This window comes from Pseudomonas sp. NY15374 (assembly GCF_048068255.1).
GTDB lineage: Bacteria > Pseudomonadota > Gammaproteobacteria > Pseudomonadales > Pseudomonadaceae > Aquipseudomonas > Aquipseudomonas machongensis.
On sequence record NZ_JBLUPZ010000010.1, the window covers coordinates 268,939 to 289,178 of the forward strand.

Genomic DNA, 20,240 nt, shown 5'->3' on the forward strand with positions numbered 1-20,240 from the left:
TTTTACCCGGCGTTACTTCGAACGGTTAATGCGAACAACTCGCTTCTCACGTTCAATACGGAACTGTCTGACCGATCTTCCTTTTGCTCCAACGTAACGTCCGCCTCTCGAGCCAATATCCTGAGAGGCATTTCCATGACTGGATCACTGATTTTACTGCGGCGCCATCCGCTGGCGGCAACCCTGACGTTCACCTTGGGCGCAAGTCTGGCTGCCAATGCCGCGGACTTGGGGCCTGGCGAGTTTGCGCAGGTCTCCCCTGGAGACCCTGTCGAGGATTGGCACCTGGGCAGCGGAGCGCGTCTTGACGTGCGTCCGGGCGCCGAGACCGGGCGTATCACAGGGTTCGACGGCGGTCAGGTCAACGTCGAGGGAGCCAAGGTGAGTTCGACCGACAGGGCTGCGATCAGCATCGTGGACGGTGCGGTCAACCTGACCAACGCCACGGTAGTCAGCACAGGCTCCATCGGTATGGCCCTTGGAACGCTGGGCGATGACACTTTGACGTCTACGGCAATCTTGAGCGGCAGCAGTGTGCGCGGTGCCACCACTGGGGTGGAGTTGGACTCGGCTGATCTGCACGCGCGCAGTTCGCGCATCCACGGTGACAGAGCAGGTGTGGTACTCAAGGGCGGAACACTTGCGTTGCATGAAGGGACCGTGGTGTCGGGGGGCGTCGGCCTGGAAGTTGGTACACCGGAGTTCTGGCAAAAGGATCTGTCCAATCAGGTCGTTGTTCAAGCCAGTCTGATCGAGGGTCTGCAGGGTAGTGCGGTAGTGGTTCGTGACGCACAGGTGGACATTCGGGTGGCCGACGGAGGCCAACTCAAAGGCGCCAACGGCGTGCTGCTTGAGGTCATCGAGGGGGGCGAGGCCTCGCTTCACGTGAGCAACAGTCGCCTGGAAGGCGACATCCGCGTCGAGCAGGGTGCCAGTGCTGATATCACCCTGGACAATGCGGCGCAGTTACGCGGTCAGCTACATAATGTCCAGCAGTTGCAGATTGGCGCGCAGTCCAGGTGGGAGACGGTAGCGGACGCTCAGGTCGGCGCTCTCGACTTGCGCCAGGGTTCGGTAGTCGTGCAGTCAGGCAGTATTTTGCGAGCCGAGACCTTGCAAGGAGAAGGCACGTTCTGGCTCGACCATGGCCGCTTGCAGATAGACAGTCATGCCAGCGGCAGCTTTGCCTTGCACCTGGCAAGTTCTGGCCATGAGCCACAGGGGCCGGTGGTCGGAATCGGCAGTGGTGATGCGACGTTCGATCTGGCATCCGGCCCGGTCGATGCAGGGGCCTTTGCTCACGAGTTGGTCCGCGAAGGCGACCAGTGGAGTTTACGGCCACAGGTCGACATGCGGGGCAAGGCGAGACTGAGCAATGCCGGTGAGACGGCGATGGCGTTCGACAGTTCGCTTGAAGCCGCGTCGCAGGTCGAGTCCCGATGGGTTGTCGGACGCCTCGAAAAACTGCGGACCAATGGTGGTTCAGCCGGGTTGTGGATGCATACCGGCACGACCGGCTTTGATGTCGACAGTGCCGTCGGCACCCGCTATACCCAGCGCGTTGGTGGCTTTGCCTTGGGCGCTGATACTTTGCTCGATGATACTTGGCGGGTCGGTGCGGCAGTGGGACTCAGTCATTCGGCGATTGGCCTGCAGCGCGGCTCATCTGCAACACTGAACAGCTACTTCTCCGCGTTGTATGCCGGTTGGGGCGACAACTCCGGTTACTACGCCGATGCTGCGCTCAAGCTCAACCTGTTCGATGGCACCCTCGATGCCCGGGCTCACGATGGACGCAAGGTGTCCGGCAATCGCCGTCAGGGGGGGTATGGGCTCACGCTGGAGACTGGTCGTCGCTTGAGCCTTGATCAAGGTTGGTATGTGCAGCCTTTTGTACAACTGAGTGCCGCGATCGTGCAGGGGCAGCGCAGCAGCTTGAGTAATGGGCTTGAGGTCGAGTCATCCAACCAACACCTGAACATGGGGGCGCTCGGTATCAAGGGGGGGCGCGTCATCGTCTTGAACAATGGTCTGGAACTGTCGACTCATGGCCGCATCGCGGTGATGGACAACCTGGGTGGCACGCGCAGGGTCAGCCTCAACGGTCATGAACTCGACAACAGGTTCAGCAGCGGGCGCACCGAGATGGCATTGGGCGTATCGTCCGAGGTGCTGTCAGGCTGGACAATCAGCACGGAGGTTGAGGCGGCCCGCGGGCGCAATGTTGATCAGCGTTATGGGATCAACCTCGGCCTGAGCCACTCGTTCTGAGTGAGGCGCGCCACACCGAGGGTTGCGGTGTGGCGCGTGAACGTCAGGTCCTGAACCGCCGCACCAACGCATCCAGCTCGTTGGACAACCCTTCCAGGCTCTGGGAGTCCTGCCGCGCTGCTTGCGCAAGCTCGGCCACCAACTGCGCATCGCCGTGAATCTGGCTGATATGCCGATTGATGTCCTCGGCCACCTGGTGCTGCTCTTCGGCGGCGGTGGCGATCTGGGTGTTCATGTCACGGATGATGTCTACCGACTCGCGGATCTGCCCGAAGCTGTCGCGCGCCAGGCCGATGCGGTTGACCGACTGCTGCGACACCTCAAGGCTGGCATGCATCTGCTCGGCCACTTCGGCGGTACGGTTGGCGAGGTTGCCCAGCAGCCCGTCGATCTCGGCGGTGGAGTCGGCGGTGCGCTTGGCCAGGGCGCGGACTTCGTCGGCTACCACGGCAAAGCCACGGCCCTGCTCTCCGGCGCGGGCCGCTTCGATGGCGGCGTTGAGGGCCAGAAGGTTGGTCTGCTCGGCGATCGAGCGGATGGTGCCGAGAATCGACTGGATCGCGTTGCTGTCGCGCTCCAGTTGCTGGATCGACTGCGCCGATTGCTCGATCTCCTGGCTCAGGCGGTCGACGCTCTGTACGGCCGCATCTATCTGCTGTTGCCCTTCGCGTGCCTGTTGCTGACCGCTGTCGGCCGACTGCGCAGCCTGGCTGCAGGAGCGCGCCACTTCGTTGGCGGTGGCGACCATTTCATGGAAGGCGGTGGACACCATGTCCACCGCCTCGCGCTGACGGCCGGCGGCTTCGGCCATGTCGCCGGACACCCGGGTGGAGCTGGCCGAGGTGCTGAGGATCTTGCCGGCGGCGCCGCCGATATGCTGGATCAGGCTGCGAATCGCCCCCAGGAACTGGTTGAACCAGTTGGCCAGTTGCGCGGTTTCGTCGCTGCCTCGCACTTCGAGATTACGGGTCAGGTCGCCTTCGCCCTGGGCGATGTCTTCCAGGCCGCTGGTGACGCTGTTGATCGGCCGGACGATGAGCTTGGCGAAGGCAGCGCCAGCCACGGCGAAGACTGCCGCCAGCACCAGTGCGAGGGTGCCGATCAGCCAGGTCAGGCGGGTGGTGGTCTGCATCACCTCGTCCTGGCGGATCAGGCCGATGAAAGTCCAGCCCAGGCGCTCGTCGGGGTAGATGTTGGCCATGTAGCGCTCGCCGTCGAGTGTCACTTGGGCCAGGCCCTTGCCGGCCTTGGCCAACTCGGCGTAGCCGCCACCGAAGCTGTCCAGCTGCTTGAAGTTGTGGCTGGCGTCACGCGGGTCGACCATGACGTTGCCGTTGTTCTCCATCAGGATCAGGTAGCCGCTGTCACCCAGCTTGATCTGCTTGACGATCTCGGTCAGCCCCTTGAGCGAGACGTCGATGTTGACCACGCCGCCCGGGCTACCGAGCTGGTTGGCCACGGTGCGCACGGTGCTGACCAGCACGGCGTCGTCGCCGGCCCAGTAGTAGGGCGCGGTGCGCAGGGTCTTGCCGGGGCTGGCCATGGCGGCCTGGAACCAGGGGCGGGTGCGTGGGTCGTAGCTGGCCATCTTCGGATCGCCCGGCCAGAACGCATAGCCGCCGTCTTTCACGCCGTAGGACACGTACGCGTAGTCGGGGTGGCTCTGGGCCAGGCGGGTGAACTGGTCGTACAGCGCCTTGTCCTGCTCGCCCAGGGGAATCTGCGCGGCGTCGGCGGCAATGTACTTCTTGAGATTGTCGGCGCTGGCGGTGACCAAGGGCTGGCTGGCGAGGTACTCGACGTTCTGTGCAATGCCCTGGAAGAAGATGTTCATCGCGTTGCCGACCTGGCGGATCTCCCGGCTGCTGCCATCCAGGAAGTCGTCCTGCGCTTCTTCACGCAGGTTCAGTACCACTACGGTGGCGACCAGAACGATGGGCAGGCCGGCAATGACGGCGAAGGCCCAGGTCAATTTTTGCTTGATGTTCATCCACGCTCCCGGATTTTTTCTTGTCGACGCATGAAACTGGTATACAGGGCATCGGCAGGGCGCAGGAATTTCTGAGTGAAACTCCCGTATTTATTGGATGAAACTTGAAATTGAGGTCGGTTCGGCCAGGGATGGCTAATATGGCATACCAAAATACTGCCGCGGGCCGTCAGGCAGCCCCCGGCAGCGCTCAGTGGCAGCATTCACCTTCGTTCGCCAGGTCCCTGAGAATCGGGCAGTCGGGGCGATCATCGCCCTGGCAGTGGGCGACCAGCTCGCTCAAGGTATCGCGCAGGCTCACCATCTCCTCGATCCGCCGGTTCAGTTCGTCGATATGCTGTGTCGCCAGCGCCTTGACGTCGGCGCTGGCGCGCTGGCGGTCCTGCCAGAGTGTCAGCAGCCGGGACACTTCTTCCAGGGAAAACCCCAGGTCGCGCGAGCGCTTGATGAACGCCAGGCTGTGCAGGTCTTCCTGCTGGTACAGCCGATAGCCGCTGTCGCTGCGCAGCGCCGGCTTGAGCAGTCCGATGGACTCGTAGTAGCGGATCATCTTGGCGCTGAGCCCGCTGCGCCGGGCGGCTTGGCCGATGTTCATGGCGTCTCCTTCGAAGCGATGCCGGTGGGCTTCCAGGTCTTGTGCCACAAGGCGTTGCTCACCACGCTGACGCTGGAGAGCGCCATGGCCGCGCCAGCCAGAACCGGGTTGAGGAAGCCAAAGGCGGCAAGCGGGATACCGATCAGGTTGTAGATGAACGCCCAGAACAGATTCTGACGGATCTTGGCGTAGGTCTTGTTGCTGATTTCCAGGGCCGCAGGTACCAGGCGAGGGTCGCCGCGCATCAGGGTGATGCCGGCGGCCTGCATTGCTACGTCCGTGCCGCCTCCCATGGCGATGCCGATATCGGCGGCGGCCAGGGCCGGGGCATCGTTGATGCCGTCGCCGACCATGGCCACCACGGCGTTCTGCTTGAGTGCGTTGACGGTGGCCGCTTTGTCGGCTGGCAAGACTTCGGCGTGCACATCGTCGATGCCCAGCGCCTCGGCGACCACCTTGGCGCTGCCGCGGTTGTCGCCGGTCAACAGGTGACTGCTGATGCCCTGTGAGCGCAGTGCCGCGATCGCCTGCTCGGCGCCGGGCTTGAGGCTGTCACCAAAGGCGAACAACCCGAGCACGCGGGCATGCGGTGCGCGCTCGATCAACCACGACAACGTGCGACCTTCGGCTTCCCAGGCCTGGGCCTTATCGAGCAGGGCGCCGGGCTCGAGGCCGCTTTCGTCGAGCAGGCGTCGGTTGCCCAGGGCCAATACCCGGCCTTCGACCGTACCGGCGATGCCGCGCCCGGTGAGCGACTGGCTATCGCTTACCAGGGGCATCTCCAGCCCTTGCTCAGCGCCACCATCCAGCACGGCCTTGGCCAGCGGATGCTCGCTGCCGCGTTGCAGGGCTCCGGCCAGGCGCAGCAGGTCGTGTGTATCGCCGACGGCGGCTTCGCTGTGGACGATGCGGGGGCTGCCGGAGGTCAGGGTGCCGGTCTTGTCGAAGACCACCCGATTGACCGCATGGGCTCGCTCCAATGCTTCGGCGTCCTTGATCAGGATGCCATGGCTGGCTGCCACACCCGTGCCGGCCATGATCGCCGCTGGTGTGGCCAGGCCCAGAGCGCAAGGGCAGGCGATCACCAGCACGGCCACGGCGTTGATCAGTGCGCTTTCCAGCGGTGCGCCGGCCAGCCACCAGCCGACCAGGGTGATCAAAGCCAGCACCAGCACTGCCGGGACGAACACTTGGCTGACCCGGTCGACCAGCTTCTGGATCGGTGCCTTGGCGGCCTGGGCGTCTTCGACCAGGCGAATGATCCGCGCAAGTACGGTTTCGGTGCCCAGGGCCAGGGTGCGCACCAGCAGGCGTCCTTCACCGTTGATCGCACCGCCGGTGACCTTGTCGCCGGGCTGTTTGGGTACTGGCAGGCTTTCGCCGCTGATCAGCGCTTCGTCGGCGTGACTGCTGCCTTCGATCACCTCGCCGTCGACCGGGAAGCGCTCGCCGGGCTTGACCAGCACCAGATCGTCCAGGCGCAACTGGCTGATCGCTACGTCTTCCTCGCGGCCTTCGACCACGCGCAATGCGCGTTCGGGGCGCAGGGCTTCCAGGGCGCGAATGGCACTGGCGGTCTGGCGCTTGGCACGGCTTTCCAGGTATTTGCCCAGCAATACCAGGGCGATTACCACGGCCGAGGCTTCGAAATAGAGGTGAGGCTCCATGCCCACATGGGCCTGCGACCATTCATACAGGCTCAGGCCATAGCCAGCGCTGGTGCCGAGCGCCACCAGCAGGTCCATGTTGCCTGCGCCGGCACGCACGGCTTTCCAGGCGGCCTTGTAGAAGCGTGCGCCGAGGATGAACTGCACCGGTGTCGCCAGTACGAACTGAGCCCAGGCCGGCAGCATCCAATGCAAGCCGAACGGCTGCACCAGCATTGGCAGTACCAGGGGCAAGGCCAGCAGCAGGGCGGCGATCACCGCGAGGCGTTCGTTGCGCAGGCGTCGCTGCGCGTCATGGCGATCGTCCTGGGCGGTACGTGGCAGGCTGGCGCTGTAGCCGGCCTTTTCCACGGCGCCGATCAAGGCGTCGTCGCTGACGCCCTCGAGCACCCTGAGGTGGGCGCGTTCGCTCGCCAGGTTCACGCTGACCTGCTCGACGCCGGACACCTTGCCCAGGGCGCGCTCTACGCGGCCGACACAGCTGGCGCAGGTCATGCCGCCCACCTGAAGTTCAAGGGTGCGGCTCGGCACGCTGTAGCCGGCCTTGCGCACGGCCTCGAGCAGGTCCGGCAGGCTTTCGGCCGGAGCCTGGACCCTGGCCTGTTCGGTGGCAAGGTTGACGCTGACCTGTTCGGCGCCGTTGACCTTACGCAGCGCGCGCTCGACGCGGCCGACGCAACTGGCGCAGGTCATGCCGCTGATCGGCAGGTCGAAGGTAGTTGATGCGGACATGGGCTTTCCTCCGTGATCGAGCCTGCAGCATCAAGCTTGCCATGTTGGTAAGGTCAATACCCCAGGCCGGCTCGCTTCAATTCCAGTCCATTCTGGCCCACGGCGATCCGGTATTTGTTGATCTGGCCCGCTTGCAGGTTGAGGCGGGTGCTGCGCTGGTCTTCGACGCCGGGTGCACAACCGGGCACCTGCCCGGGCAGCAGGCGCAGGCGCACGTCCACCGGTCCAGGCGGCAGGTTGAACGAGGTCGATTGTTCCTGGAACACACGGCCGGAAAGCTGGTCGTTGAGATACACACCGATTTCGCAGCTGGTGGCCACTTCCAGGCGTTCCCGGGAAATGATCAGCACGCTGTAGTCCGAATTGCCCTCGGCGCTGACCGGTGGCACGACGGCCACGGCACTCAGCAGCCCGACGAGGCCCAATGCTGCCCTGATCATGAAACTTCTCCTGGTTGGCGAGTCGTCAAAAGCGCAGCTTGGCCGAGCCGCTCGCGGATTTCCAGCCCGGCCGTTTTGTGCAGAACTTGACCTTGCCATGATGGCAAGCTTGAAACTCTCCGCAAAACCCAGATGGAGGTAGTTCCAATGCAAGTCTTCAATGTGCAGGGCATGAGCTGCGGTCATTGCGTCAAGGCAGTGACCCGTGCGGTTCAGGAGCAGGATGCGACGGCGCAGGTGGAGGTCGACCTGGGCGCCAAACAGGTGCGGGTGCAGAGCCAGCTCGGGGCGCAGCAGATCCTGGAGGCGATCCGTGAAGAGGGTTATCAGGTCGATCCGGCCTGACGACGATGAACGGTGGTACCTGCTGCGGGTATCACCGTTTTTGGGCGTAACTGTTACAAAGCTTTTCATACCAGGCCGACCCCAGTGCAGTTAGACTAGCCCGTTGCTTAGCCTGCTATGGATTTCCGATGAACCTGCGCATCCTGTTGATCCTCGGCGCTCTCTCGGCCTTCGCGCCATTGGCGATCGATTTCTATCTCCCCGCGTTCCCTGCCATGGCCCAGGCCTTCGGCACCGATGAACAGCACGTCCAGACGACCCTGGCTGCCTATTTCCTTGGTTTGTCGCTTGGCCAACTGGCCTATGGTCCGATCGCCGACCGTTTCGGCCGACGCAAGCCACTGTTGTTCGGTATCAGCCTTTTCACCCTGGCGTCGCTCGCCTGCGCCTACGCCCCGGACCTCGACACTCTTGTGGTGGCGCGGTTCATCCAGGCATTGGGTGGGTGTGCGGGCATGGTGTTGTCGCGTGCCATCGTCGTCGACAAATGTGACGCGGTGGGGGCAGCCAAAGCGTTCTCGCAATTGATGCTGGTGATGGGGCTCGCGCCGATTCTCGCGCCAATGCTCGGTGGCGTGCTGATCAATGTGTCTGGCTGGCAGTCGATCTTCCTGGTGCTCAGCCTGTTCAGCGCCGCCTGCCTGCTGGCCGTGAGCCTGGGGCTGCCGGAAAGCCTGCCAGCCCATGTGCCCCGCCAGCCGCTGTCGGGTGCCTTGCGTCAGTACCTGCGGCTGCTGGGCGATCGGGTGTTCCTGGGGCATGCGCTGACGGGCGGCATCGCCATCGCCGGCATGTTCGCCTATATCGCCGGTTCCCCGTTCGTGTTCATCAAGCTCTATGGTGTACCGGCCGAGCATTACGGCTGGCTGTTTGGCACCAATGCTGCCGGTTTCATCCTCTGCGCCCAGGTCAACGCCCGACTGCTGGCCAAGCGCGGCCCTGCCTTCCTGCTGGCCCGAGCGGTATGGCTCTACCTGGCTGCCGGGTTGGTACTGCTGGGGGTGGCGCTGCTGCGTCCGACGCAGTTGTGGCCATTGCTGGTGCCGCTGTTCGTTTGCATCGCCAGCCTGGGCTGCATCATTCCCAACGCCTCGGCCTGTGCCATGAACGGGCAGGGGGCCAGGGCCGGCAGCGCATCGGCATTGATGGGCAGCCTGCAGTTCAGCGTCGCCGCAGGCGCGGCAGCGCTGGTGGGGGTTCTGCACGATGGCAGCGCAGTGCCGATGGCCTTGGTGATCAGCTTGTGCGGTGTGCTGGTGGTCAATGTCGCGATGCTGACTCGACGCCTCCAGTCCAGGCAGGCTGCATGAGGGGGTGAGGGGCCTTCAGGCGTGTCTCCAGAACGGCGACGAATGCCCGGGCCTCCGCCTCGCTGCGAAAACTCACCACATGTTGATCGAGCTGTACCTGCCAGGGGCAGTTGGGGTGGCGGTTCGATGTACTGACGACAATCTTCATCGCGGCATCCTCCAGTCGGGGTGAGAGCGAAATCAGTGTAGCGCCGTCCCTATTGCCCGCCACATGCCGGGGTGACGTCCTGACTGACGGTCACCCGAGGGACGAAAGGCTGATTCAACCAAGATGCGAACCTTCGCTTTTTCTTGCCCTACTTGTGGAACTCGACTGTCGGCATTGTTCCTCTGCTGTGGCCTTTATCTGGCAAGGAATCTGGCCAGGTCCGGGATGTTAGAGGGGATGCTGATAGCGCTCGTCATTTACCGGCTTTTTTCGATCTCGTGAAGGGTGCTACTACCCTCGGTCTTGTGTCGCGAAACGTTGGCCAAACCCAGCTAGTACAGGGCTTTCGGCGGCTTATACTTGCCCCCAGGAGCGGTTTCCCCACCAGGCGGTGTTTCCCACACTGCCTGACAGGCTGCAACCCACACTATCTGCTGCAACCTCTGGCCAGTCCCACTGCCATGATGGCCATTGGATAAAAAACGGACCTTGCAATGGAGTTGATAGAGTATGAAAGCAGTCAGCAGTATCAGTCAGATCGCCGGTCTGATGGCCGAGCCCAAGCGCAGTGCCATGCTCTGGGCCCTGATCGATGGATCTTCTCGGCACGCTGACGAGTTGGCACTCATGATTGGCGTTACGCCGTCATCGGCCTGCGCGCACTTGTCCTTGTTGTCGGCTGCCGGCCTGCTGCGCCTCGAGGCACGTGGGCGCAAGCGCTATTTTCGACTGGCCACCCCCGAGGTGATCGCCGCGGTCGAGGCACTGGCCAGCGTGCAGCTTGGTGGTCGTGGCGAATGCCAGGGATCGGTCAGGCCGTTGCAGGTGCCACTGTCGTTGCGCAGGGCGCGACGTTGTGGCGATCACCTGGGTGGCGAAATTGCGGTAGACCTGTATCGGCGCATGGTGTCCGCTGGTTGGTTGGAGGGCAATGACCTGCACCCTACCGTGAGCCTGGAAGGGCGTGTGCAACTGGCCGCGATTGGCGTCTACATCGATGCGCTGGCGCCGCGCCAGCGCGGTGCCTGTGTGGTCTGCCACAGCAGCGAGTGGAGTGACAACGGCCCCCACCTGGGCGGTGGTGTTGGGCAAGCGATGCTCAGGTTGTTCATGCAGTCTGGCTGGATACGCGAGCAGGAGGGGTCCCGCGTGATGCAGATTTCTTCCCTGGGTATTCAAGAGATCAACCGTATCGCGCGGGTGCCGGCATTGCAGGTGGGCTGAAGTGCCCCTGTAATGCCGGCTGTGCTCGTCCACTCAAACCAGACGTGCATCCAGGCTGTTCTGTGCCAGGTGCATTGCCTGCTCTTGGGACATGCCCAGATGCTGGTACAAGGCGTGGAAGTTTTCCGTGACATATCCGCCGAAGTAGGCCGGATCATCGGAGTTCACCGTGACTTTGACCCCACGCTCGAGCATGTCGAGGATGTTGTGCTGGCTCATATGATCGAACACGCAGAGCTTGGTGTTCGACAGCGGGCAGACGGTCAGCGGAATCTGCTCGTCGATGATGCGTTGCATCAGCCGCTCATCTTCGATAGCTCGCACGCCGTGGTCAATGCGCTTGATTTTCAGCAGGTCGAGGGCTTCCCAGATGTACTCGGGCGGCCCTTCCTCGCCGGCGTGGGCAACGGCGACCAGGCCTTCGTTGCGGGCTCGGTCGAAGACGCGCTGGAACTTGCTTGGTGGATGGCCTTTCTCCGAGCTGTCCAGGCCCACGGCAATGAAGGCATCGCGGAATGGCAGGGCCTGGTCGAGGGTCTTCTCGGCCTCCGCCTCGCTGAGGTGGCGCAGGAAGCTCAGGATCAGGCCGCTGCTGATACCCAACTGCTCGCGACCATCCTTGAGCGCCTGGTTGATGCCGCCGAGCACCACCTCGAAGGGGATACCCCTGTCGGTATGGGTCTGTGGGTCGAAGAAGGGTTCGGTGTGAATGACGTTCTGCGCCTTGCAGCGTTGCAGGTAGGCCCAGGTCAGGTCGTAGAAGTCCTGCTCGGTGCGCAATACATCAGCGCCCTGGTAGTAGAGGTCGAGAAACTCCTGCAGGTTGTTGAACGCGTAGGCGCTGCGCAGCGTCTCCACGTCGGCCCAGGGCAGGGCGACCTTGTTGCGTTCGGCCAGGGCGAACAGCAGTTCCGGCTCCAGCGAACCTTCCAGGTGCATATGCAGTTCGGCCTTGGGCAAGGCATTGAGCCAGTCATACATAGGGTGTGATCTCGAATCAGGTACGGTTGGCCGACATTCTACAGGGCTATGCGCTATTCGGTAGGGCGGGGCTGACCGACAGCCCCGCTGTGCTTCAACCGGCGACCAGTGCGGCTGCCGCCTGACGATGGTCGGCGATCAGGCCCTGGACATCGAGTCCCTCGATCTGGCCATCGATCACGCGCCAGTGTCCGCCGACCATGACTCGGTCAGCCCGGTCCGCCGCGCACAGCAGCAGCGCCGACAGCGGATCGTGGCTTCCGGAGAAACGCAGTTCGTCGAGCTTGAATAACGCCAGGTCCGCCTGCTTGCCCACCGCCAGCTCCCCAATGTCGCTGCGGCCCAGCAGTTGCGCCGAGCCACGGGTTGCCCAGCCCAGCGCGCGCTCGGGCGTGATTTGCTCGGCGCCGTAGCGCAGGCGTTGCAGGTAGAGGGCCTGGCGCGCTTCGAGGATCATGTTCGAGGCATCGTTGGACGCCGAGCCGTCTACACCCAGGCCGACTGCGGCCCCGGCCGCTTCGAGCTCGATGGTCGGGCAGATTCCCGAGGCCAGGCGCATGTTCGAGCTCGGGCAATGGCAGATACCGGTGCCGGCAGCGCCCAGGCGCGTGATTTCGTCCGGGTTGAAATGGATACCATGGGCCAGCCAGGTGCGTGGGCCGAGCCAGCCGACACTGTCCAGATAGTCCACGGTGCGTAGGCCGAAGCGCTGCAGGCAGAAGTCTTCCTCATCGAGTGTTTCGGCCAGGTGGGTGTGCAGGCGCACGTCCAGCTCTTCGGCCAGGCTGGCGCTGGCGCGCATGATCTCAGGCGTGACCGAGAAGGGTGAGCAGGGCGCCAAGGCTATCTGGATGCGCGCACCTTCGCCACGCTCATGATAACTGTGGATAAGTCGCTGACTGTCGGCCAGGATCACTTCGCCTTGTTGCACTGTCTGCTGCGGGGGCAAGCCACCGTCCGCTTCACCCAGGCTCATCGAGCCGCGGGTCAGCATGGCGCGCATGCCGAGCTTGTGTACGACCTCTACCTGTACGTCGATGGCGTGGTCCAGACCTTCCGGGAACAGGTAATGGTGATCGGCGGCGGTGGTGCAACCCGACAGCAGCAGTTCGGCCAGTGCAACCTCGCTGGCGAGCGCCAGTTTGGCCGGGGTTAGCCGTGCCCACACCGGGTAGAGGGTCTTGAGCCAGGGAAACAGTGGTTGGTTGACCACAGGAGCCCAGGCGCGGGTGAGTGTCTGGTAGAAGTGGTGGTGAGTGTTGATCAGACCTGGCAGCACAACGTGCTCACGGGCATCGAACACTTGGTCACAGGCGGTGTCGGGCTGTTCGCCGAGGGCGAGCAGTTGGGTGATGCGGCCGTTTTCAATGACCAGGCCACCGCGGGCATCGGTGCCGTTGGCAGTGAAGATGGCAAGGGGGGATTTCAACCAGATACGGGTCGCAGGCATGGTGCCGGCTCCTCTGAAAGTGGGTTCAGGGTTAGCCAGCTCAGTGTTGCCCTGTCTGCTGATCCAGGTCCGCCGCGAGGCGAGGCATCGAGTCTACTGCCTCGCCACGTGGCTTTCAATTCACCAGGTCAGGGCGTCACCCTTGTAGTTGATAAAGCGCAGGCCGCCCTGGCCGCTTTGCTCGTTGATCCGGTCGAGCATGCCGCGTGTGCTGGTGAACACGTCGATTTCCGCGTTTTCGCCGCCCATGTCGGTCTTCACCCAGCCTGGGTGCATGGCCAGCACGCTCAGGTCGGAACGCTGCAACTCAACCACGAAGCTGTTGATCATCGAGTTGAGCGCGGCCTTGCTGGCCTTGTACAGGCAGATCTCGTTGCCATCAGGGCTGGTCACGCTACCCAGGCCCGAGCTCATGAACGCCAGCACCCCGGTGTTTTCGCGGATCTGCCCGACCAGGCGACGCGCCACACGGATGGGCGCAACGGCATTGGTCATGAACAGGTCGCCGATCTGCGTGTCTTGCACGGTTTCCAGGTCTTGTGGCAACGGTCCCATGACTCCGGCATTGACGAAGACCAGGTCGAAAATCTCGTCTTGCACACGCTGCTTGAGGTCGTCGAGCAAGGCGGTATCGTTCATTTCCAGGGATTCGATGCGCACACCTGCGACATCTTTCAAGGCACCCGGCTTGCTTGCATCGCGCACGGTGGCTGTCACGTTCCAGCCGTCTTCACGCAGACGTTGTACCAAGCCCAGTCCCAATCCGCGGGAGGCGCCGATGATGAGGGCGTTTTTGCTTGTGGACATGTGGATGCTCCGAGGTCGCTTGAAGAAGGATATCGAGGATACTCCAGGCGGGGGCGACTCGCCTGCGTTGCGTTTGTACAAAAAATGATCAGACGCTCCGCGCCGTGTGCTGGTGGGCGCCCTGCCTGTTGGCGCACGGGTTATCCACAGGCTGTTCCACAGTTATTGTGTGCAAGCGCGTGGGCAGCGGGAAAGCTCGTGAAAACCGGGCGATGGGGATAACTCTCCGGGTTTCAGTCGTTTGCGGGTGTCATCAAACAGTGATCAAAATATGCTCAATCGGCTGAAAGCCATACGTGGCAAGGCTTGCCAAAGAATGCCCCAAGCTTATCCACAGGCAGGCCCACAGTAGTTGTGAGCACCTTTCAGCGAGGTTCGAGACGAATCCGGCCACGGCTGAGGTCGGACAATTGCTGCTGGAAGGTCTGTACGTGCTCTTTGCCCAGCGCCAGGAGTAGATCGACGCCGTTTGCCGTGAACTGTTCGTCCAGCACCAGCCCGTGGGCCTCGGCCAGGCGCAGCTTGAGCAAGGCCAGTTCGCTGAACGTGCAACTGCAGGTGAATTCGCTGCGCTGTACCAGCAGCCGTTTCGGCGCCTGTTGCAAGCACTTGTTGGCACCCCCGCCATAGGCACGGGCCAGGCCTCCGGTGCCGAGCTGGATACCGCCATACCAGCGGATGACCAGCACCACCACCTGATCGCAGTCCTGGGCTTCGATCGCCGCAAGAATTGGACGTCCGGCGGTGCCGCCCGGCTCGCCATCATCGCTGCTGCGGTATTGCGCGCCGATTTTCCAGGCCCAGCAATTGTGGGTGGCGGCCAGGTCGCTGTGACGTTCGATGAAGCTCATCGCCTCGGCGGCACTGCTGACAGGGCCGGCGAGGGTGATGAAGCGGCTCTTGCGGATGTCTTCGCGGAACTCGCAGAGCTCAAGCAGGGTAGAGGGCATAGGTCCGGGTCACGCGGGCGGGGTGATGCCGCAGCCTTTGAGAATGATGTGGATAAGGTTGTTGCTGGCGTCTTCCATGTCCTGCTTGGTCAGGCGGCTGCGGCCGGTGACCTGGCAGATCTGGGTGGCGAAGTCGGCGTAGTGCTGGGTACTGCCCCAGAGCAGGAAGATCAGGTGCACAGGGTCTACCCGGTCCATCTTGCCGGCCTCGATCCAGGCCTGGAACACTGCGGCGCGCCCGCGGAACCACTCGCGGTAGTCGGCGCTGAAGTATTCGCTCAGGCACTGGCCGCCGCTGATCACTTCCATGGCGAAGATCCGAGATGCCTGCGGGTTGCGCCGGGAGAACTCCATCTTGGTGCGAATGTACTGGCTCAACGCCACGGCTGGGTCGTCCTCGACGCTCAAGGCGTTGAAGGTGCTGTCCCACAATTCGATGATGTTACTGAGCACGGCAATATAAAGGCCGAGCTTGTTGGTGAAGTAGTAGTGCAGGTTGGCTTTGGGCAGGTTGGCCTTCAGCGCGATGGTGTTCATGCTGGTGCCCTTGAAGCCATGACGGGCGAATTCGTCCTCGGCGGCCTGGATGATGGCCTGTTCGTTCTTTTGGCGAATGCGGCCGGCGGGCTTGCCCGAGGCGGAGAGGCGATGCGCAGGGACTTCAAAGGTCATGGACGTTTCCGTACGGGGTCTGTGGGCAACGGATGTCGGACAGATTACCTGCCTGTGCCGAAGTGACAAGCATTAGCGCGTTGCCGCAAGGCTTTCGAGAAAACTTTCCAGCACCAGATTCGGACGCCGTCCCTTGCGCGTCACCCAGCTCAGGCTCAGGTCATAGAAGCGTTGCGTCGGTTTCAGTGCTCGCAGGCGGCCCTGCTGGACCCAGAACATGGCGTAGTGATCGGGCAGGTAGCCGATGTAGCGGCCGGTGAGGATGAGAAATGCCATGCCCTCGCGGTCCGAGGCGCTGGCGGTGCAGTTCAGTGCCTGGTAGTGCGCCTGGATGTCCGCTGGCAAGCGGAAGGTCGGAGCGATGGCTTCCTGGCTGTTGAGGCGCTGATCGTCGATTTTCTGATCCTCGGCATAGAACAGGGGGTGGCCGACTGCGCAGTAGAGCAATGAACGTTCGCTGTACAGGGGCTGGTATTCCAGGCCCGAGAGCGGGCTGGTCTGCGGCACCACGCCGACATGCAGGCTGCCGTCCAGCACCCCTTGTTCGACCTGGCTCGGGGCGATCATGCGAATCTGGATGCGCACATCCGGCCCACGATCCTTGAGCTCAGCGAGCGCGTGGGTGATGCGCATGTGAGGCAAGGTAACCAGGTTGTCGGTCAGGCCGATATTGAGTTCGCCACGCAGGTGCTGGTGCAGTCCGTTGACCTCGGTGCGAAAGCTCTCAAGGGCGCTGAGCAGTTGCAGCGCCGATTGGTAGACCTCGCGGCCTTCTTCGGTGAGCGAAAAGCCTGCCCGGCCACGCTGGCACAAGCGCAAGCCCAGGCGCTGTTCCAGATCGTTCATCTGCTGGCTGATGGCCGAGCGTCCGATACCCAGTACGTTTTCCGCCGCCGAAAAGCCGCCGCACTCGACGACACTGCGGTAAATCTTCAGCAGACGAATATCGAAATCGCTGACTTGCGCGAGAGGATCGGGGCGACGACTCATAAGTTTAGTCCGCTGCTAACTGAAGATTAGAAATGTTGGCTTTTTCAGACTTTATCCCCGTGACAATTTAGCTGCAACAACAGCCATCGTTGCCTAGTCGTCTTCCGAGGAACCGCCGATGAACATGCCCGAAACCGCCCCGTCCGGCCTGGCCAGCCAGCTCAAGCTGGATGCTCACTGGATGCCCTACACCGCCAACCGCAACTTCCAGCGTGATCCACGCCTGATCGTGGCCGCCGAAGGCAATCACCTGGTTGACGACAAGGGGCGCAAGATCTTCGACGCACTGTCGGGCCTGTGGACCTGCGGCGCCGGGCATACCCGCAAGGAAATCACCGACGCGGTGACGCGCCAGCTGAGCACACTGGATTATTCGCCGGCCTTCCAGTTCGGCCATCCGCTGTCGTTCCAGCTGGCCGAGAAGATCGCCGAGCTGACGCCGGGCGACCTCAACCATGTCTTCTATACCAACTCCGGCTCCGAGTGCGCCGACACCGCGCTGAAGATGGTGCGTGCCTACTGGCGCCTGAAAGGCCAGGCAACCAAGACCAAGATCATTGGTCGTGCCCGTGGTTACCACGGCGTGAACATCGCTGGCACCAGCCTGGGTGGGGTCAATGGCAACCGCAAGATGTTCGGCCAACTGCTGGATGTCGACCATCTGCCTCACACCGTGCTTCCGGTGAACGCTTTCTCCCGCGGCATGCCGGAGGAGGGCGGTATCGCCCTGGCCGAGGAGATGCTCAAGCTGATCGAATTGCATGACGCTTCGAACATCGCCGCTGTGATCGTCGAGCCGCTGGCCGGTTCCGCTGGCGTGCTGCCTCCGCCGAAGGGTTATCTGAAACGTCTGCGTGAAATCTGCACCCAGCACAACATCCTGCTGATCTTCGATGAAGTGATCACTGGCTTCGGTCGTATGGGTGCGATGACCGGCTCCGAAGCCTTCGGCGTCACTCCGGATCTGATGTGCATCGCCAAGCAGGTGACCAACGGCGCCATCCCGATGGGGGCGGTGATCGCCAGCAGCGAAATCTACCAGACCTTCATGAACCAACCGACGCCGGAGTACGCCGTGGAATTCCCCCATGGCTACACCTATTCGGCTCACCCTGTGGCCTGCGCTGCCGGTATCGCTGCGCTGGACCTGCTGCAGAAGGAAAACCTGGTGCAATCCGCCGCCGAACTGGCGCCGCACTTCGAGAACCTGCTGCACGGCGTCAAGGGCACCAAGAATGTCATCGACATCCGTAACTACGGCCTGGCTGGCGCGATCCAGATCGCAGCGCGCGATGGCGATGCGATCGTGCGTCCATACGAGGCGGCCATGAAACTGTGGAAGGCCGGCTTCTATGTCCGCTTCGGGGGTGACACCCTGCAGTTCGGCCCAACCTTCAACACCAAGCCGCAGGAACTGGATCGCCTGTTCGACGCGGTAGGCGAAGCCCTGAACCAGATCGACTGATCTTTCCGACGCTGACGACAGGCGCCTGAGCGCGCCTGTTTCTACCTTCTTTATCTGGAGTTCTGCATGAGCATCGTTCAGCACCTGATCAATGGTGAGCTGGTTTCCAAGGGCGGTCGCACCGCCGATGTCTTCAACCCGTCGACCGGCCAAGCTACGCGCAAGGTCGAACTCGCCAGCCGCGCCACCATCCAGGAAGCCATCGACTCGGCCAAGGCCGCATTCCCGGCCTGGCGCAACACGCCCCCGGCCAAGCGCGCCCAGGTGATGTTCCGCTTCAAGCAACTGCTGGAGCAGAACGAGGCGCGCATTTCGCAGATGATCAGCGAAGAGCACGGCAAGACGATCGAGGATGCCGCTGGCGAACTGAAGCGCGGTATCGAGAACGTCGAGTTCGCCTGTGCTGCGCCCGAAATTCTCAAGGGCGAGTACAGCCGCAACGTCGGCCCGAACATCGATGCCTGGTCCGACTTCCAGCCGCTGGGCGTGGTGGCTGGCATTACCCCGTTCAACTTCCCGGCGATGGTGCCGCTGTGGATGTACCCACTGGCGATCGTCTGTGGCAATGCGTTCATCCTCAAACCGTCGGAGCGTGACCCGAGCTCGACCCTGTTCATTGCCCAACTTCTGCTGGAGGCCGGCCTGCCCAAGGGCATCCTCAATGTGGTGCACGGCGACAAGGAAGCGGTGGATGCGCTGATCGAAGCACCGGAAGTCAAGGCTCTGAGCTTCGTGGGTTCGACACCGATCGCAGAATACATCTATGCCGAAGGCACCAAGCGCGGCAAGCGTGTGCAGGCGTTGGGTGGTGCGAAGAACCATGCGGTGCTGATGCCCGATGCCGAGCTGGACAATGCGGTGAGCGCCCTGATGGGTGCGGCCTATGGTTCGTGCGGCGAGCGCTGCATGGCGATCTCGGTGGCGGTGTGCGTGGGCGACCAGGTTGCCGATGCGCTGATCGCCAAGCTGGAGCCACAGATCAAGGCGCTGAAGATTGGTGCCGGCACTTCTTGCGGGCTGGACATGGGGCCGTTGGTCACTGCCGCTGCACGTGACAAGGTCGTAGGCTATATCGACGATGGCGTGGCTGCGGGTGCCAAGCTGGTGGTGGATGGCCGTGGTTTCCGCGTTGCGGGCAATGAAGACGGTTACTTCGTTGGGGGGACGCTGTTCGACAACGTCACTCCGGAGATGCGCATCTATAAAGAGGAGATCTTCGGGCCGGTGCTGTGTGTGGTACGAGTGCAGAGCCTGGAAGAGGCGATGCAGCTCATCAACGATCACGAATACGGCAACGGCACTTGCATCTTCACCCGTGACGGTGAAGCGGCGCGTTTGTTCTGTGATGAGATTGAAGTGGGCATGGTAGGGGTGAACGTGCCGCTGCCAGTGCCGGTGAGCTATCACAGCTTTGGCGGCTGGAAGCGTTCGCTGTTTGGTGACCTGCACGCCTATGGGCCGGATGGGGTGCGCTTCTATACCCGTCGTAAGGCGATTACCCAGCGTTGGCCGCAGCGCAAGAGCCATGAAGCGTCGCAGTTTGCGTTCCCGAGCTTGTAAGGTTGTGGTGATGTGAGAAGCGGGGAGGCCGACAGGCCTCCCCGTTTTGGTTTGTGGGGTGGGTGAGGCCTGGTTTGGATTAATGGGTGACTGCAAGGTGCCTGCCTTGGGGGTTCTGGCGCCCTTAAAATCGAGCGCCGCCCGCGCGGCGCTTCGCGGGCAAGTCGGAGCGCCGAACCGCCACCCCTACATTTGTTTCGGGCCAGTTATGCCTGTGCCACAGGCGCGCGACCGCCAGGTGTGTACGACTCGGTACCGCGCCGTGCGCCAAAGGGGGCGCGCGAAAATGCCACAGGACTCACTGGCCCGAAACATACTGTGGGAGCGGGCTTGCCCGCGAAGCGCCGCGCGGGCGGCGCTCGATCTTGTAGGCGCAGCAAAGTTTGAGGCAGGCACTTGGTGGCCTATATAAGGTCTGCGCCGAGGATCTTTCAAATAACTGAAATAAAAGGTTGACGCCCTCTCATATCCCCTTATAATGCGCCCCACTTCCGCAGCAAACGGAACGCAAAACTTCTTGCTAATCAACGATTTAAGCGAGTTCGGTGAGGTGTGAAGTGCTTCGATCACCTGATCGGCAGCGGTGAAAAAGGCAGTTGACAGCATCTTCGAGTGCTGTATGATTCGCCTCCCGCTACGAGAG

The 20,240-nt window shown here is 62.6% G+C and carries 17 protein-coding genes and 1 pseudogene; 6 read left to right on the top strand and 12 right to left on the bottom strand.

Annotated features, from left to right (window positions below; genetic code table 11):
- Positions 1 to 135: 135 nt before the first annotated feature.
- A complete protein-coding gene (locus ACNFHO_RS21075) occupies positions 136 to 2,271 on the top strand; it encodes an autotransporter outer membrane beta-barrel domain-containing protein (protein ID WP_416767240.1) in 2,136 nt (711 codons plus the stop codon).
- Positions 2,272 to 2,314: 43 nt separating this feature from the next.
- On the opposite strand, the gene ACNFHO_RS21080 is transcribed toward ACNFHO_RS21075, so the two are convergent.
- The 5 genes and pseudogenes from ACNFHO_RS21080 to ACNFHO_RS21100 form a co-directional block, all read right to left on the bottom strand.
- Positions 2,315 to 3,082 carry a methyl-accepting chemotaxis protein gene (locus ACNFHO_RS21080; protein ID WP_370671049.1) on the bottom strand — a complete coding sequence of 256 codons (768 nt, stop codon included), beginning with the start codon at positions 3,080 to 3,082 and terminating at the stop codon, positions 2,315 to 2,317.
- A gap of 90 nt (positions 3,083 to 3,172) precedes the next feature.
- Positions 3,173 to 4,261: pseudogene (locus ACNFHO_RS21085) on the bottom strand (cache domain-containing protein); the annotation flags it as partial.
- Positions 4,262 to 4,451: 190 nt separating this feature from the next.
- Positions 4,452 to 4,856, bottom strand: a complete 405-nt coding sequence (gene cueR / locus ACNFHO_RS21090; protein WP_054895192.1) for a Cu(I)-responsive transcriptional regulator — start codon at positions 4,854 to 4,856, stop codon at positions 4,452 to 4,454.
- Positions 4,853 to 7,255, bottom strand: coding sequence for a heavy metal translocating P-type ATPase (locus ACNFHO_RS21095; protein ID WP_416767241.1), 2,403 nt, complete (start codon positions 7,253 to 7,255; stop codon positions 4,853 to 4,855). The genes cueR and ACNFHO_RS21095 overlap by 4 nt, the downstream gene beginning before the upstream one ends.
- A gap of 53 nt (positions 7,256 to 7,308) precedes the next feature.
- Entirely contained in the window at positions 7,309 to 7,695 is a 387-nt protein-coding gene (locus ACNFHO_RS21100; protein ID WP_054895190.1) for a hypothetical protein, read from the bottom strand.
- Positions 7,696 to 7,842: 147 nt separating this feature from the next.
- Here ACNFHO_RS21100 and ACNFHO_RS21105 point away from each other — a divergent pair, with 147 nt between their 5' ends.
- Both ACNFHO_RS21105 and ACNFHO_RS21110 read left to right on the top strand, forming a co-directional pair.
- Positions 7,843 to 8,040 (top strand): heavy-metal-associated domain-containing protein, encoded by a 198-nt coding sequence (locus ACNFHO_RS21105; RefSeq protein WP_416767242.1) that lies wholly within the window; start codon positions 7,843 to 7,845, stop codon positions 8,038 to 8,040.
- Positions 8,041 to 8,168: 128 nt separating this feature from the next.
- Positions 8,169 to 9,350, top strand: coding sequence for a multidrug effflux MFS transporter (locus tag ACNFHO_RS21110; RefSeq protein ID WP_054895188.1), 1,182 nt, complete (start codon positions 8,169 to 8,171; stop codon positions 9,348 to 9,350).
- On the opposite strand, the gene ACNFHO_RS21115 is transcribed toward ACNFHO_RS21110, so the two are convergent.
- The gene (locus tag ACNFHO_RS21115) at positions 9,301 to 9,498 is read right to left on the bottom strand and encodes a hypothetical protein (protein ID WP_081255318.1); all 198 of its coding nucleotides are present in this window, start codon (positions 9,496 to 9,498) and stop codon (positions 9,301 to 9,303) included. The genes ACNFHO_RS21110 and ACNFHO_RS21115 overlap by 50 nt on opposite strands.
- A gap of 510 nt (positions 9,499 to 10,008) precedes the next feature.
- Between ACNFHO_RS21115 and ACNFHO_RS21120 the strand changes: the two genes are divergently transcribed.
- Positions 10,009 to 10,722 (top strand): ArsR/SmtB family transcription factor, encoded by a 714-nt coding sequence (locus ACNFHO_RS21120; protein ID WP_063546244.1) that lies wholly within the window; start codon positions 10,009 to 10,011, stop codon positions 10,720 to 10,722.
- A 33-nt stretch (positions 10,723 to 10,755) separates the two neighbouring features.
- On the opposite strand, the gene ACNFHO_RS21125 is transcribed toward ACNFHO_RS21120, so the two are convergent.
- The 6 genes from ACNFHO_RS21125 to ACNFHO_RS21150 form a co-directional block, all read right to left on the bottom strand.
- Positions 10,756 to 11,703: an adenosine deaminase gene (locus tag ACNFHO_RS21125; RefSeq protein WP_416767244.1), complete on the bottom strand. Its 948-nt coding sequence runs from the start codon at positions 11,701 to 11,703 to the stop codon at positions 10,756 to 10,758.
- 94 nt (positions 11,704 to 11,797) lie between these two features.
- The gene (locus ACNFHO_RS21130; RefSeq protein ID WP_416767245.1) at positions 11,798 to 13,153 is read right to left on the bottom strand and encodes an 8-oxoguanine deaminase; all 1,356 of its coding nucleotides are present in this window, start codon (positions 13,151 to 13,153) and stop codon (positions 11,798 to 11,800) included.
- A 120-nt stretch (positions 13,154 to 13,273) separates the two neighbouring features.
- The gene (locus ACNFHO_RS21135; RefSeq protein ID WP_416767246.1) at positions 13,274 to 13,960 is read right to left on the bottom strand and encodes an SDR family oxidoreductase; all 687 of its coding nucleotides are present in this window, start codon (positions 13,958 to 13,960) and stop codon (positions 13,274 to 13,276) included.
- 365 nt (positions 13,961 to 14,325) lie between these two features.
- Positions 14,326 to 14,910: an IMPACT family protein gene (locus ACNFHO_RS21140; protein ID WP_416767247.1), complete on the bottom strand. Its 585-nt coding sequence runs from the start codon at positions 14,908 to 14,910 to the stop codon at positions 14,326 to 14,328.
- A 9-nt stretch (positions 14,911 to 14,919) separates the two neighbouring features.
- Positions 14,920 to 15,582: a TetR/AcrR family transcriptional regulator gene (locus ACNFHO_RS21145; protein WP_054895183.1), complete on the bottom strand. Its 663-nt coding sequence runs from the start codon at positions 15,580 to 15,582 to the stop codon at positions 14,920 to 14,922.
- Positions 15,583 to 15,654: 72 nt separating this feature from the next.
- A complete protein-coding gene (locus tag ACNFHO_RS21150) occupies positions 15,655 to 16,572 on the bottom strand; it encodes a LysR family transcriptional regulator (protein ID WP_063546234.1) in 918 nt (305 codons plus the stop codon).
- A gap of 118 nt (positions 16,573 to 16,690) precedes the next feature.
- On the opposite strand from ACNFHO_RS21150, the gene ACNFHO_RS21155 reads away from it, so the two are divergent.
- Together ACNFHO_RS21155 and ACNFHO_RS21160 are read left to right on the top strand one after the other, a co-directional pair.
- Positions 16,691 to 18,037 (top strand): aspartate aminotransferase family protein, encoded by a 1,347-nt coding sequence (locus ACNFHO_RS21155; protein WP_414154324.1) that lies wholly within the window; start codon positions 16,691 to 16,693, stop codon positions 18,035 to 18,037.
- Positions 18,038 to 18,103: 66 nt separating this feature from the next.
- A complete protein-coding gene (locus ACNFHO_RS21160; RefSeq protein ID WP_065861696.1) occupies positions 18,104 to 19,597 on the top strand; it encodes a CoA-acylating methylmalonate-semialdehyde dehydrogenase in 1,494 nt (497 codons plus the stop codon).
- Positions 19,598 to 20,240: the final 643 nt, after the last annotated feature.